12 protein-coding genes and 1 pseudogene are annotated in these 14,822 nt (G+C 58.0%); 11 read left to right on the forward strand and 2 right to left on the reverse strand.

The window, feature by feature from the left end; all coding sequences use genetic code 11:
* Nucleotides 1-38: 38 nt before the first annotated feature.
* Entirely contained in the window at nucleotides 39-1,343 is a 1,305-nt protein-coding gene (locus tag HAP41_RS09820) for an IS701 family transposase (RefSeq protein ID WP_166065882.1), read from the reverse strand.
* Between the two features lie 105 nt (nucleotides 1,344-1,448).
* Nucleotides 1,449-2,284, reverse strand: a pseudogene (locus tag HAP41_RS09825) (IS5 family transposase).
* 166 nt (nucleotides 2,285-2,450) lie between these two features.
* Between HAP41_RS09825 and HAP41_RS09830 the strand changes: the two are divergent.
* The 11 genes from HAP41_RS09830 (at nucleotide 2,451) to HAP41_RS09875 (ending at nucleotide 14,663) form a co-directional block, all read left to right on the forward strand.
* Nucleotides 2,451-3,293 (forward strand): IS5 family transposase, encoded by an 843-nt coding sequence (locus HAP41_RS09830; RefSeq protein ID WP_166073871.1) that lies wholly within the window; start codon nucleotides 2,451-2,453, stop codon nucleotides 3,291-3,293.
* Between the two features lie 16 nt (nucleotides 3,294-3,309).
* Nucleotides 3,310-4,329 carry a hypothetical protein gene (locus HAP41_RS09835; RefSeq protein ID WP_166103027.1) on the forward strand — a complete coding sequence of 340 codons (1,020 nt, stop codon included), beginning with the start codon at nucleotides 3,310-3,312 and terminating at the stop codon, nucleotides 4,327-4,329.
* A 324-nt stretch (nucleotides 4,330-4,653) separates the two neighbouring features.
* Nucleotides 4,654-5,928: an IS256 family transposase gene (locus HAP41_RS09840; RefSeq protein ID WP_166064748.1), complete on the forward strand. Its 1,275-nt coding sequence runs from the start codon at nucleotides 4,654-4,656 to the stop codon at nucleotides 5,926-5,928.
* An 89-nt stretch (nucleotides 5,929-6,017) separates the two neighbouring features.
* On the forward strand, nucleotides 6,018-6,620 hold the full coding sequence (locus HAP41_RS50720) for a phytanoyl-CoA dioxygenase family protein (RefSeq protein ID WP_414643368.1): 603 nt from the start codon (nucleotides 6,018-6,020) through the stop codon (nucleotides 6,618-6,620).
* A 144-nt stretch (nucleotides 6,621-6,764) separates the two neighbouring features.
* Nucleotides 6,765-7,052, forward strand: a complete 288-nt coding sequence (locus tag HAP41_RS09845) for a hypothetical protein (protein WP_166103021.1) — start codon at nucleotides 6,765-6,767, stop codon at nucleotides 7,050-7,052.
* 181 nt (nucleotides 7,053-7,233) lie between these two features.
* Nucleotides 7,234-7,842 carry a class I SAM-dependent DNA methyltransferase gene (locus tag HAP41_RS09850; RefSeq protein ID WP_166103018.1) on the forward strand — a complete coding sequence of 203 codons (609 nt, stop codon included), beginning with the start codon at nucleotides 7,234-7,236 and terminating at the stop codon, nucleotides 7,840-7,842.
* A gap of 553 nt (nucleotides 7,843-8,395) precedes the next feature.
* Nucleotides 8,396-8,704 carry a hypothetical protein gene (locus HAP41_RS09855; RefSeq protein WP_166103015.1) on the forward strand — a complete coding sequence of 103 codons (309 nt, stop codon included), beginning with the start codon at nucleotides 8,396-8,398 and terminating at the stop codon, nucleotides 8,702-8,704.
* Between the two features lie 24 nt (nucleotides 8,705-8,728).
* Nucleotides 8,729-9,757 carry a cupin-like domain-containing protein gene (locus tag HAP41_RS09860; protein ID WP_166103012.1) on the forward strand — a complete coding sequence of 343 codons (1,029 nt, stop codon included), beginning with the start codon at nucleotides 8,729-8,731 and terminating at the stop codon, nucleotides 9,755-9,757.
* Nucleotides 9,758-9,857: 100 nt separating this feature from the next.
* Nucleotides 9,858-11,750 carry a LodA/GoxA family CTQ-dependent oxidase gene (locus HAP41_RS09865; protein WP_206706221.1) on the forward strand — a complete coding sequence of 631 codons (1,893 nt, stop codon included), beginning with the start codon at nucleotides 9,858-9,860 and terminating at the stop codon, nucleotides 11,748-11,750.
* A gap of 3 nt (nucleotides 11,751-11,753) precedes the next feature.
* Nucleotides 11,754-12,863, forward strand: coding sequence for a tryptophan 7-halogenase (locus HAP41_RS09870; RefSeq protein WP_166103005.1), 1,110 nt, complete (start codon nucleotides 11,754-11,756; stop codon nucleotides 12,861-12,863).
* Between the two features lie 15 nt (nucleotides 12,864-12,878).
* Complete coding sequence (locus tag HAP41_RS09875; protein WP_166103000.1) at nucleotides 12,879-14,663, forward strand: tetratricopeptide repeat protein; 1,785 nt, start codon at nucleotides 12,879-12,881, stop codon at nucleotides 14,661-14,663.
* Nucleotides 14,664-14,822 lie beyond the last annotated feature (159 nt).

Below are 14,822 nucleotides of genomic sequence, written 5' to 3' on the forward strand. Positions count from 1 at the left end.
TTCGTCGGACGGTCGCAATCGAATTCGGAACGTGTCGTTCAGGCCGCAATGGCGGATCCCCTCGGCCGATAGGTTGCGGGAATAGCAGCTTCCTTGAAGATTTTGGTGGAGGCTGCTTCTGAGGGGGGAATCGTCTCTCGCTCGGAGACTAGAAAACCGTAGGCGGCAATGCACAATGTTGCGTGGTGGTGGAAGCCACGCCAGCTTCGTCCCTCGAAGTGACCAAGGCCAACCTCCTGTTTGAGTTCGTGGTAGTCGCGCTCGATGCGCCAGCGCAGCTTGGCAATATCGACCAGCTGACGAAATCCAATGTTGGCTGCAAGCGTTGAAAACCAATATTTGGTTGGTGCTGCCTCGCCCTCTGGCCACTCGATCAGCAGCCATTCCTCGGGCCGGCTTTCGGCGAGCCAGTAATCTCGATGTGCCGGACGGACGCGCACACGGGCAAACCGCGAAGACAACGGTTCTGCCGTACCCTCACGCCACGTGATCTTGTGCCAAGCATGTGCTGGCAGACCGATCGCAAGCTTCTTGACCGAAATCGGTCGGTGTTTGCTGTCACGCCGTAGCAGTTTCGGAGGTCGTCCGTTCCCCGACCATGCCTTCGGCGGCCGCGGTCCGGTTCCGGGCGCCCATACCGAGGTTTGTGGCAAGATGCCGGCCACGTAGCTCAGGCCCAGTTCGGTAATACTCCCACGCAGAGCGGTGTCGGTGCCGTAGCCGGCGTCCATCAGGACCACGCCGCGCGGCAAGCCCACCGCACAGGCCCAGCGCAAATGATCAAGTGCAATTGCCGGCTTGGTCTTGAAGGTGATTTCCTTGGGGACTCCGGCTTTGCGCCGACGTGTACGGTCCGTCACCCACTCCTTTGGGAGATAGAGCCGATAGGCCACCGGCAAGCTCGCATGATGGTTCGCAAGCGAAAGAGATACGGCCACCTGACAATTGTCTTGCTTGCCCAACTGGCCGCAATATTGCCGCGCAACGCCGACTGAATGCCGCCCCTTCTTGGGAAAGCCCGTATCATCAATGATCCACGCTTCGATCGGCCCGCAGCGTTCGATGCCCGGCAGCACTAACTCACGGACCTTGGCCAACACCTGCTGATCCGACCAGTCACCTTGACCGACTAAATGCAACAACGACTGATGTTGCGCTGCTGTCCGCTCAGGTGCCGTGATTGCCGCCATCGGCTCGACGCTCTTGCGATCGCATGGCATCATCAGCCCGGTACAGTAGTCGCGCAGCGGTTTGGCGCGTCCTGCATGGCCGATCACACTCGCAAGGCCCTCAATATATGCCGAAAACCGCGACGCTACGTCTCCCGATTTTGTCAGACTCATCTCAGCCCCCGCATGACGAAAAGTGAGTCTTCTCAAATATATGATTCCTGTCGACAAGGGCCGCGACACTCTGACTCAGTAAGACTAAGAGTCTGTCCGGAAAGATTACCTTGGATTGCATAGCTTTCGCAGCATGAGTCGGATGGAGGCCAGCTTGAGAAAGGCGAGCGCCCTGTGATTGAAGCATTCCCAATCTTTGGACAGTCTTCGGCATCGCCCGAGCCAGGCAAAGGTACGCTCGACGATCCAGCGTTTGGGCAAGACGACGAAACGGTGAGCCTGATCGGAGCGTTTGACGATTTCGAGGTTCACGCGCTTCAGAGCGCTACGCAGCCCCTTCTGGAAATGTGGCCCTTGATATCCGCCGTCGGCGTAGAGCTTCAGAAGAAAGGGATAGAGGCCGAACAACGTTGCCATCAGGAGCACGCCGCCGTCGCGATCCTGGATGTCCGCCGCATGCACGATGGCGTGCATCAAGAGGCCTTGCGTGTCGACGAGAATGTGCCGCTTCTTGCCCTTGATCTTCTTGCCCGCGTCGTAGCCATGGAGATCATGAGGCCCCCTTTTTCAGCGCTTTTCACGCTCTGGCTATCGATGATGGCGGCGGTGGGAGAAGCCTCGCGCTCGGCCCTTTCGCGACATTCGACATAGAGGGCGTGATGAATTTTATCGAGCGTGCCGTTCCAGCTCCACAGATCGAAGTAGCCATACAGCGTCGAGCGCGGCGGCAGGTCCTTGGGGATCGCGCGCCACTGGCAACCTGTGCTCAGGATGTACATCAGCCCGTTGGCAATCTCGCGCAGGTCCACCGTACGCTTGTTGCCGCCGCGCTTGGCCGGCGGGATGCGAGGCGCGATCAGCGCCCACTCCTCGTCGGTCAAGTCGCTCGGATAGCGCAGGCGGCTGCGGTCGTAGCGTGCACGGTTCTCGGTAGTCCACATTGGCGGCGCGTCCCCATCGAATCAGGCCGCTCACCTTGAATCACAACCGATTCATTCGACTCAACATGTTTTGGAACAGGCACTAAGTGTCCGACCGAAAAATAAGTTGAGTGATATCAGCGAGTTCTGATTCCATCGGTGTTGCGAAGCATCAAAGGGATCGAGAATGTGGACTGATATCACCCGGGCACAGTTTGCCCGAGAGGAGCTGCGTTTGCCAAGCGACTTGACGGATGCGGAATGGGGCGTGCTGGAGAGGTTGCTTCCTGTGCGGGCCAAGCGCGGGCGGCGCCCGAAATGGAGCTATCGCGACATCGTCGAGGCAATACTCTATCTGCTGCGCGGCGGATTGCCGTGGCGCATGCTGCCGCCCACTCTGTTTCCACCAATGACCACGGTGCAGTACTATTTCTACCAATGGCGCGACAGCGGATTGTGGCAATCGATCAACCACGCACTCCTGATGCTGGCGCGCGAGGCGATCGGCCGGGAGGCCTCGCCGACGGCCGGCGTGATCGACAGCCAATCGGTCAAGACCACGGAAAGTGGCGGCCCTCGCGGCTACGACGCGGGAAAGAAGATCAAGGGTCGAAAGCGCCACATCGTCACCGACACCCAAGGGCTCCTGGTCGGAGCGATCGTTCACGCTGCCGACGTCCAGGATCGTGACGGCACGCCAGATGTCCTGTGCAGCATTCGCTACCGCTTCCCCTGGCTGCGCCATATCTTCGCCGATGGCGGCTATGCCGGCGAAAAGCTCAAGGCGGTGCTGGAAAAGATCGGCCGGTGGACTGTCGAGATCATCAAGCGCTCCGATGCCGCACAGGGCTTCGAGGTGCTTCCGCGCCGCTGGGTGGTCGAACGAACCTTCGCCTGGCTCGGCCGCAACCGCAGATTGGCCAAGGACTTCGAGCGAACCATCGAAAGCGCAACTGCCTGGCTCTTCCTCGCCTCTGTCCAACTCATGACAAGGCGCATCGCAGCGATAAAAACAGCAATGCAATTTTGAGTCAGGCTCTAAGAAGATGCAGCGGCAAATTCGGAAGAACATTGACCTCGACAAAGTGTTGCCGACGGCCTTCGAATGCGCAAAGAACGGAATATCGTTCAACTATGGTGTCATTATCGGATTCCCAGAAGAGCGCTACGAGGATCTTCGAGACACCATAAACTTGATGGTTGATCTTCTTTCAGTTCAAGAAACTCTCCCTGCGATAGGAATACTTTCGCCGCTTGGTGGTACAGAATATAGCCAGAAATATTCAGCCGAACTTCAGTTAGACACCATTCCCACCAAGGTGGCGTTTCAGGGTTCGGAATATCGAAAGGACGAATTTGATCTAATCCAGGAATACCCTTCGGTATTTCCTGAGTTCTATCATTTTCCATCGAAGAGTATTCCTCGTGAAGAGCTAAAATATCTGGAAGATTTCTTTACTGGTGCGCATCAGCGCGTCCGTTTTGCACTCGTAGCCATAAGACGTGTAGTTCCGGACTTCCTAGCATTCTGCCGGGACTGGTTCGCTTACGTTGGAAGAGCAAAGCTCAACCGTGCGCGGGCGGGCTATTACACTACCTGGCAATTCAAAGAGGAGTTTGTTTCATTTTGCCGAGAGCATCTCGCGGGTAAAGTGATGGAGTCTGGCGAGCGACGGTTCATTGAAGGGGTCCTCCAGTGTTACGATGGTCCCCTTGACGCGCTGCGGCGCCAATCCTCAAGTGAAATGCCAGTGCTCGCGTCGGGTGTAGCCGTGCGTCACGCTCCGATCTCGCTTCGTCGCTTCCCGCTCTTTCTCGACCGACGGCTTCCGATACCCGAAGAGGTGTTCAAGGAGGTCGCATATCTTCACGTTGTGAAAGACGATAAATTCAAAATGATAGAAATTCCCGAGTTGGCGGCCAGAGTGTTGGACGCGTGCAACGGGAAAAATCCCGAACTTAAGATCATCGAAGAGTGCTCCTCTGATCTGACGCCGCCGGATGTAAGCGCGGTAATAACGCATTATAGCCGCCTGGGAATTGTCCAAACGCGCGTTCTCCAATAGCGAAGACGAAAATGGTTGGCTCAGAGCTAGTTACGGATGCGATAAAGAATGCCTACCTGGAGCTTGGGTATTTTGTCTTCGATAGATGCCTTTGCGAGGCTGCGGTCAAAGATCTGCTTCGCAAGATTGATGATCTTGCGGGGGCCCAGCGTGCTGGAGGCTCATCGATGCTGAGGGCCATTCATCAAATTCACTTAGCGAGCGACGATATGGTGGAGACTTGCAGGGGATGTCCCGGGTTCTGTTGAATTTCTGAAGAGGTCGGCGTTGCCCACCTTGAGCCGGTAGGCTCGGGGTGCTGATTCCACAAAGGAGAGCAACGCCATGACGAGAGATATCACACCGGCTGGTTGGCCGGCGACCGGGGCTGTGGAGAAATCATTTGCGGAAGTGCGAGCGAGCTTCGATCGGTTCTGCCTTGCGGCAGGAATCGAGGCGCTCGGCACGATGATGGAGGCGGATGTGACAGCGGCCTGCGGGCCGCGCCACGGTCGTGATGCGGCGCGGCGGGCGCACCGTTGGGGCCGAACGCGGGGGCGGATCGGTTTCCACGGCGGCAAGATCGAGGTCGATCGCCCGCGGGTCCGGGGCATGGACGGCCGCGAGGTCACGATCCCGAGCTGGGAAACGGCGGCGCAGGAGGACTGGCTCGGTCGCTGGGCGATGAACCTGATGCTGATCAATGTGTCGACGCGCCGGTTCGGCCGCGCCGTCCGGCTGCCCGAGGGTGACGTGCCGGCACCGCCCGGATCGGGGATTTCGAAGTCGGCGGCCTCGCGGAGGTTCGTGGCTCTGTCGGCGGCGCGGCTGGCCGACTTCATGGCTGCCGATCTGTCCGCGCTCGACCTTCTGGTGGTCCAAATCGACGGGCTGCATCTCGACGACGATCTCGTGCTGGTGGCCGCGATCGGGGTTGACGGCGAAGGCAACAAGCATCCGCTGGCGCTGGTGGAAGGGGCGACCGAGAATGCAGCAACGGTTCAGGCCCTGCTGGACAACCTGGTCTCGCGCGGGCTCGACCCGACGGTGCCAAGACTGTTCATCGCCGACGGCGCGAAGGCGTTGTCGAAGGCGATCCGCCGCACCTTCGGTTCGGCCGCTGCGATCCAGCGCTGCCAGATCCACAAGGCGCGCAACATCATGGAACGCCTGCCGAAAGAGCATCATGCGGCCACCCGCCGGGTGCTGCGCCAGGCCTGGGAGCTCGATGACGCCGACAAGGCTGAAAAATTGATCCGCAATCTCGCGCGTCGACTCGACCAGCAATGGCCCGGCGTTGCGGCCAGTATCCTCGAAGGCCTCGACGAAATCCTGACTGTCGTCCGGTTGAAGTTGCCGAAGGAGCTTCGCCGATCGCTCGCCTGTACCAATATCGCCGAGAACATGATGGGCACCATTCGCCGCGTCACGCGCAACGTTAAACGCTGGCGGGATGCCGGTATGGCCTTGCGATGGGTCGCGGCCGGTATGATCGAGGCCAACAAGGGCTTCCGACGATTGAAGGCGCATAAGCAATTGTCGGTTCTGCGTGCGGCCCTTCAAGCTCACCACGATCGCATGACAATCAAGTCCGTTGCCCACGTCACGAGGGCTGCGTAATATTCATTCCGGCAACGTCGACCCGACGTAGTTCAACAGCGATCGGGACATCCCCGACTTGCAAGCAGCCCCCGTTTTCTGAATTGCTGATGAGGTTGGTGGGAGCGCATCTGCCTTATTGGGATGGCAGTACCAAGCTGATGCAATCGACTTATTGGACGAAAGTCCCGGGAGAAGCCGGTTATGCGTGGCACCAGGATGAGAGTTATGTACCCACGCGAGATAAGTCTCTCACAAGCATTTGGGTGGCACTCGAAGATGCTACACTGGAGAACGGTTGCTTATGGGTCGTGCCTGGATCTCATCGCATGGGATTTATGTATCCTAGCCGACGGACACAGAGTCCGAAGTTTCAGTCACATCATCCGGAATGCTACGGCTTCGATCTGGACAAGGCTGTTCCATTGGAAGTGACAACTGGAACAGTAGTTGTTTTCAATGGATATCTACTTCACTCCTCAGGAATGAACGCCTCGACTCGAACCCGAAAGAGCTTCGGCCTCCATCTGTGCAATAGCTGGTGCGTGTTGCCCTGGCGGATTGAAGGAGGGACGCATGCTTGGGCTGACGACCGGGGGATCGTGTCGGTCTCGGGGATCGATCCGTACTTCTGGAAGGGGAGCCGGAAAATGGGGAGCCCAATTTTTGTTTGGAGCGACAGTGATCTAGGTGCAAGCGACGCTATCCATTAGTCGAGCGTTCGAAAGGGAGGCAGCGGTGAGCGAAGAAGTGACAAATGACGCGACCAAGATCGACGGAAAGAATCGAGCGGGAGGCAACTACCTCTACCAAGGCGGATTTTGCATCCTGGCGGGCAAGTACGATGAGTTCGCGAAGTGGTGCAAAAAGAACGGCCAGGGGCTAAAGAAAGCCTGTCCGATGGGCATTTTGTGGGCATCTTCATGGTGCGCCAAACGTCGGAGAAAGAAGCAGGAGACTACCGCATCGTGTGGAGGCTCGATAATTACGCTTCCCTGGATACGTTCCAGACCGCAACTCAACCAGCGGGTCCACTGCATCAGCTCCTGACCGAACTCGGATCGTTTTCTGATCGAGGTGCTAATTGGTCGCAAATAATGATGCAAGACATGGAAAACGTTGTGTCGGGCCTCTTCTATGATTAGACGCTAAAATTGAGATGACTCGGGATCCTCAGGTCGGGGTGTAACCCTACATGAAGGCGGCCTGAATTCATATGACGGCTTCTCCTGGTTCTATGACACCTATTTCGCCCTTCCCATTATCGAGCCGCTGTGGAAGTTCATTGAGAACAAGTGTGTCAGGCGGCTGGCGTCGAAAGAGCTGGTGATTGACCTCTGCTGCGGCACGGGGCGATTGGCGAATAAGTTCCTGAGCGGTGGGTGGCTTTCGGTCATATGTATCGATCTATCGACGGACCAGTTAGCATTCGCACGTTGCGTCGCTCCCGATGCGACGTTTTCTTGCCAGGACGCCAGAAGCTTTAGTTGGCACGAGCAAGCCAATCTTGTTGTCTCCATGTGCGACAGCCTGGCTCATATGTGCTCGACAGACGATTTGCTCGCGGTATTCAAAAGCGTATGTCGTGCCCTAAAGCCCGGAGGCTTGTTTATTTTTGACCTTAACGATGACCAAGGATTTTCAGAGAGAAGGAATGGGCCATTTAATATTGCAAGATCCGATCATGTCGCGACAGGAATGTCAGTGTACAATTATGAGACGCGTAGAACAAATCTCAACGTGACATTGTGTTCGCTTGCCGATGAGAGATGGATCCGAGCTGATTTTGCGTTCGAGCAGACGTATTACGAGCGTCCTCTGGTTGAAAAGCTTCTGCGCGATGCCGGACTGTCTCTCGTGGATTGTTTTGATACCAAGCTTGATTTGAAGTTTGATTTCGAACTGGGGCGCCGAATGTACGTTGCGACCCGTTGACGTAAAACTGATGTTTGTCATCGCGGCGGACCGCAGCCGTCATTGAGTCGATTGCGACGACGTGTGGATACTGTCACTCATCCCAAAGCCAACCGCTGACTACGACAAGCAGTTCCAGCGAAATACTAAGTGACCCCGGTGTCCGATTTGCTAGGCGGTGGTAGTGCCAGCATCTGGCGCGGAGCCCTTGGAATAGTGCAGCGCTAGATCGCGGCGCGCCGGCGCGGGTAGCAGTCCGCCAACATCTGAGCGGAACGCGGCCCTGGGCCAACGTACGCATCCGGTGTAGCCCCCAGGCTGGTTGAATCATTCCCTTGCCGGCACGACGGGGTCGATGGCACAGCCGAAGCGTCCGATAGCTGATCTGGATCGGGCGCTATTGCCGCGGCTATGTCGACCAAACGACTCCTCAACAGATCACAGGTAGAAAGTTATTGACATGCAATCTTAATTGCGATGCTATCGATAAAGAAGATTTCAAAAAATGAATTTCATCGCGGCACGTCGCGCAAACCCCGCTTGTGCGTCCCGACGAAGATTGGAGCATTAAGGCATGCCAGTTGAGTCTAATCCGCCGAGAAAAACCGACGCGACTCCCGAAGACGCACTTTTGCCGACCTCGGCGAAGCCAGACGGCAATCCTGAGAAAGCGCTGCTCCCGACTGCGGCCAAACCGGATGCCAATCCTGAGGACGCGCTGCTTCCGACAGCGGCGAAACCGGATGCCGATCCGGAGTCCGCATTGCTGCCGACGGCCGCGCGCGCGGACGCGCCTCCCGAGGATGCCCTGTTGCCGACCTCTGCGCCGAAGGGAAAACCGGACGCGGCGCCCGAGGATGCGTTGTTGCCGACCAAGACTTGAGCCATAGCGGCAACGTGCTCAGACATGAAGCAGATGAGCTCGTTACAGCAAGAAGAGTGGATTGCCTGGATCGCTCGTAACTTGCTTCGCGGCGTTTCGAAATCGGAGATCGGAACGGTGATGACTGAAAAGGGGTTCAGCTCGACCCAGGCGGAGGATCTCGTTCATCGTGTCACGAACGATCCGATCTTCCGCGGCGTCGAGCCGCTCGGCCGCCGCGTTGGAAATCTCGAAGCACTTCTGGATGTCAGGCGTGCCCTTTCTCGCCAGGATCCCACGAACTCCTCGATTGAACGGCGCCGCAATCTGTCGCGTGAAGAGTTTCATCTGGAATATTATTGCCGCAACAGGCCGGTCATCATCACCGATCTGGTCGAGCGTTGGCCGGCGTTCGGTCTGTGGACTCCCGACTATTTCAGAAAGCAGTACGGCGACGTCATTGTGGAAATCCAGTCGAACCGGAAGACACATCCGGTCTATGAAGTGTTCTTGAAGGGCCACACGAAGAGGGTTCGGTTTGCCGAATATGTCGACCTGCTTGAGAAGGGCGGCGAGACAAATCAATATTATCTGACGGCGAACGATCGCTTGCTCGATAACGAGCAGATCCGTCCGCTGCTAAAGGATTTCTGGCCATTCCCCGAATACTTCTGCGAGGGTGATCGAGAGCAAAAGCAATTCTTGTGGTTGGGACCCAAGGGCGCGGTCTCGCCGCTTCATCGGGACCGGCTAAACGTATTCATGACCCAAGTTTATGGCCGCAAACGCGTCAAGATGATCTCCAGCGACGCGCTGCATCTGGTCTATAATTTCGAGAGCTTCTTTAGCGAGGTCGATGCCGAAGAGCCGGATCTGCAAAACCATCCGCGATTCGCCGAGGCCGAGATCATCGACGTCGTGCTCGAGCCGGGCGAGGCGCTCTTGATACCGGTGGGATGGTGGCACCACGTGCGTTCGCTCGACATCAGCATCAATGTCTCGCTCACCAATTTTCTCTTTGGGAATGATTTCGAGAATCTCTACCCGAAATCCAATCAAGGCAGGGTGGGTTAGAACGACCATTCGAGCGTGTTATGTGATCGGCGCAACGACCGATCCAGTGCGGGCGTACCAGATCGAGCTCTTCTTTTCGCGCATTCCGGGGAGACAATTCATGACCGACAGCGCAGCAGTAGATCAGATCGTCCGTGCAGTCATCTATCCTGCGATCGGTGTCGCACGCGTCGGAAACAGCGAGTATGAATATGTCGTCGGTCCCGAAGTGCCCGATCCTCCGCGGCTTCCAGCCGGCAGCTATCGCGACAAGGCCGGCGCGCTAAAGCGCCAAGCTGCCCGCTTTCGAATTTACGGTGTCAACGCCGCGGGCGAGATCGTTCGTGAATTGAGCGGCGAAGGCACCGGCGCAAAAATCACCTGGCATGTCGAACTCGCCAATGCGAAGGCGGCCTGGTACACGTTCCAACTGGCGCTCGATATTCCGGAGGCGGCATCCGCTCCAACGACCACGCTCCGCAATCCCACGGTCGCGGATCGCAGCAAGCTTTCGATTCTGCCCGGGCCGAGATCTGTGGCCGGTGCGAACGCCAAACCGGCGCTTTTCGACAACGGCGCGTTCATGGGCAGGACGGTCTATCTCGGCGAGATCTTCACCGATGCCGCCGGCCGCCTGCTGGTGCTCGGCGGGCGCGGCGTATCGGCCTCGCATGACGGCAGTGCGGCAAAGGACTTCGCCAATAATGACGGCTGGTTCGACGATACCTCGGACGGGCCCGTCACCGCCGAAGTCAGCCTAGACGGCAAGCCGCTCGACGTCACGCCGGCATGGGTCGTGGTTACGCCGCCCAATTATGGCCCGCGGCGGAAATCGGTGCGTACGATGTGGGATCTGATGCGCGACGTCGCGGTCAAGTCCAACAGCCTGGCGGTGCCCGAACGTCCATCGTTCATGCAGGACATCCTGCCGATCTTTCAACGTCTCGCCGGCCTGCAATGGGTCAATGCCGGCTTCGCCGCCGGCTTCGGCTGGAAGGGCGTGTTCGATCTGACCTCGTCCGAAGCGCTCTCGCGCCTTTCCAGTGCGGCACCGGAACATGCGCAAGAGCGGCAGACGATCTCCAACGCGTTCCGGCGCTTCGATGTCGATTCGTGGTCGCCGAAGCCGTGGCCGTGGATGTATGGCGATGCCATGAACATTCCGGCTGCGCCGACACCCCGTCAGAACGCAGCGCTCAGCGATCTGCAACTGTTCATGCTTGCGCAGTGGGCGAAGGGAAGCTTCGGGGCCGACTACGATCCGCACCATCGGCCGCCAGCGGTTATCGAGGATGTCCCGGTCAAGCAACAGGGCGACGTTCTGACCCGCGCGGCGCTCGAATTCTGCCTCGCCGACGCGTTTCATCCCGGCTGCGAGATGACATGGCCGATGAGGACCGCGTCGATGTACATGGCGCCGTTCCGCATTCTGCATGCGCCAAAGGGCTGGACATCTCCGAAGCCCCGCGGGAGGCTGACGAGCGAAAGTGTCAAGACACCCAACGGTCCGCTCTGGCAACAGCAGGCTGGCGGCATCACTCGTTGGATGGCGGTGCCGTGGCAAACCGATACGGCCAGTTGCCTCGGGGGATATGACAAATCCTACGATCCCTATGCCCCGACGTTCTGGCCTGCCCGGGTCCCAAATGAAGTCGTGAGCCAGGCAGACTACAAAATCATCGTGAACCCGAAGGAAAGCCTCGACGCCCGCAAGGCCGCCTTCGCCAAGCGCGCGAGCTGGATCGAACCGATCGACAATCCGGACTATCTCGTCAGGATCAACAACATGGTCGGCGAATTCGGCAAGCTGGGTGTCGTCGAGGAGCTCGACGGACCGACCGACACCGATGCGTTCCCACGTCTGATCGAGGTGGAAGACCAGCACATCACGCCTGCAACCGTGCAGGCCGCGGCGGGCGCTGCCCGCGTTGCCCCTGCCGCAACGCGAACGGATCAATCCGAGATCGTGAAGCTGCGCCGCTTCCCGCACGGACTGCCGGTCCAGGTCAGATAAGTCTTGGAATTCGATGTCATCATCATCGGCGCTGGAACGGCCGGGTCGGTTGCGGCCCTCAACCTGGCGCCATTCCGGCGCGTGCTCCTGCTCGAGGCCAATGCAGCGCCGGGCTGGCGCATTGGCGAGTCGCTGCCGGGCGCCGCCCGGCGCCTGCTCTCCGACATGGGCTTGCTCGACGCATTCGTGAGCGGCGGACATCTTCCCAGGCATGCGCTGTGTAGCGCGTGGGGAGGGACGGAGCCTGAGATTCGCGACGCACTGGCGAGTCCCGACGGTCACGGTTGGCAGATCGATCGCGTTGTATTCGAGCGGCAAATGCGCGATGAGGCCTCGCGGCGCGGCGCGGCGCTGTTGTCACCGGCGAAGGTGGTGCGCGTCGAGCGCGCGGGAGAAGGCTGGCGGGTGACGTTCGAACGACAGGGCGAGACATACCGCGCCGAGAGCCGTCTCCTGATCGATGCGGCCGGACGCGGGTCGCGCCACCTCACTGGGGTCACCGGTCCTCGTCATGTCGACGACAAGCTTGTTTGCGCGTGGATCCGAGCGCGAAATGTCGCGCTCCCGGCCGGCTGCGTTCAGGTTGAAACAGAGGCCGACGGATGGTGGTACGCTGCGCCGCTACCGGAGAAGGCGGGAATTCTGGCCTTCCATACTGATGCCGATTTGCCAGCCGCTCGGGACGGCCGGACGATCCCGATGCTGCTTGCGCGGGCGCGACGATTGCCGATGCTCGGAGGCCTGTTGCTTGATCCCAACTGGGACCAGGGCGAACGTGGCTATTGCGGGGCACAGGGCGCCTGGCTCGAAACGGCCGCCGGCGAAAACTGGCTAGCTGCGGGCGATGCCGCGCTCGCGTTTGATCCAATCGCAGCGCAAGGCCTGTTCAACGCGCTGTATCTCGGCCTTGCCGCTGCTGAGGCGGCGCAGCGCTGGTTCGAGGGGGAAAGTGATGCGCTCTCGGAATACGCCGGCGAGGTCGGTCGTATTCGGGACACTTATGTCAATCATCGCGCGGCCTTCTATCGACAGGAAATCCGATGGGTCAATTGTCGTTTCTGGGCGAATCGGCACCGGCATTCGAACGATCGGCATGTTGTTCTGCGTGGGTAGCAAAGGATAGGCCTCATGAACACGACAGCACCGCCCGACTCCCATAGGCTGAATAGCCTATTTGCGTTAGTCGCTTTGATCGTGCTGTTCGTTCTCGCGCACTGGATGCTTTGGTACTATTTGGAACTAGATTTCGATGCTCAGAAGATACTTGCGGAGACCGCGACGGGCGGCGTCATTGGCGTGATTTATGGTGTTCTTCCCTCGCTCAACAAGCGTTTCCTGCAACTCAGAACTCGTCGACTTCTGGCAAGCCCGCGCTCCCTGAAGACGGTCGTTGCGCTTTGCGCTGCAGTCTTCTTGGGCGGCATTCTGGTTAATCGCACTCAAATAAGATGGCCAGCTGGGCAAACAGAGATTGAAGTAAATGGCAAACCAATCGGATCGGATAGTTGGACCGAAACCGCCGCCAACTCAACCTCGGTCTATGGAATCATTTTTCAGTCGAAATCCCTTCGGGTCGGCGATTATTCCCAGGCTCTCCGGTTTCGACCCTTAGTGCCGCTAACCTACGATGTGCCGGAGACCGCCGTCTTTTCGTCGAAGCCCGAATATCAGCAAATCGTAACGCTCCTTGCGCTCGCATTCTTCCAGTCGACAGAGAACAAGTTCCTCACCGAAGCAAAGGGAAAGTTCGACTCCGATCAGACCAAAAAATTCGTGGACCTTAACGCGGTCTACCAGATCTTGAAGCTGTGCTTCACGGAAAACGACATTGCACGCATCGGTGACAAGACCTTGATAACGTTTCAACAGCAACGACCGAACTCCACGTGGATACCCCTTCTTAGATCCTGTCAGCATTACTCGCGAGCCGAGTTCGATCAGGCCGTGTCTGACATCGAGAAGGTCCCGGCGAACACGCGATCACCCCTTGTCGATGCATATGCGTTCTTTCGCGGCGTAAACTATCTAAAGAGCTTTATCTTGCTGTCGAACAGTGCGGGCCGACGGGATACGAATTTGCTGCAGAAGGCCCGAGCGAACTTCGTCTTGGCCGACAAAACATCCCAAATGTCGAATGACGAATACTTTCAGCAGATCGCGCGTCGCAGCGCTCAGATATTTCAGGGAATAACGTTTGTGTACGAACACGATAATGACAAAGCTTTCGATGCATTCAAGGAGGCTGCTAAGAGTACCTATCCTGAACTGCGGGCACGCGCGCTGAGCGACTTAGGCTATGTCTCGCTGCTGCGCGGGAATCTACCTGATGCAAAGGCATATTTTGTGAGTGCGTTAGAGGCCGATCCGAGTTTTCCGTACGCCGAGACTAACCTCGGGTATGCCTATCTTTCTGAGGGGCGTTACGATGCTGCTCGGGATCTCTTCGCTCGCCTAGCAAAAGACGAGAACCTCAAGAAGAACAGCGCCCGAGACGTCATCTTGTCCGAACTGGCCATCGCACATATCGATGCCGAGAAGGACGCGCTCCATGCGCCGAATCCCAACGCCTATTCCGCACCGCTGAAAGAGATGGGCATTTTCGACTACGAAGGCTTGGATCCACCGTTACTACGATTGGCAACGATACGCCTTGCACTGGCTGACCGCATCTATATGAGCCACGATTACTACGGACTGGAAATGTTCGCGCTCGCTATGTACGCCCGGGCTTACACGGAAGCGTTCAGCTTGAAAGGCAGCCAGCAGGCCGCTTTAGTCGCGCAAAAATCCTTGGCCTCATTTAAGACCGTGGCGCAAACCATCGATCCAAGATGCTTCATCTTTCATACTAACGAAGGAGTCTTTAAGCCGGTCGCGATTCTGGCGGCGGAGGAGGGACTTACCACGCGGTGAGAGAAATCAGGCTGACGGCGTGAATTGAAGGGCGACGTAGAATTAACTACAGAGTCGTGCCGCCCCTGTTTCCGAGAGTCGCGCCGGCAATCAGGCTGAAGCCACCGTCATAGGACAAGTACAGGGACCCTTGTGTCCATGTTACAGCTTCGGCTAGCA

The sequence above is a fragment of the Bradyrhizobium barranii subsp. apii genome, assembly GCF_011516635.5.
Classification (GTDB): domain Bacteria; phylum Pseudomonadota; class Alphaproteobacteria; order Rhizobiales; family Xanthobacteraceae; genus Bradyrhizobium; species Bradyrhizobium barranii.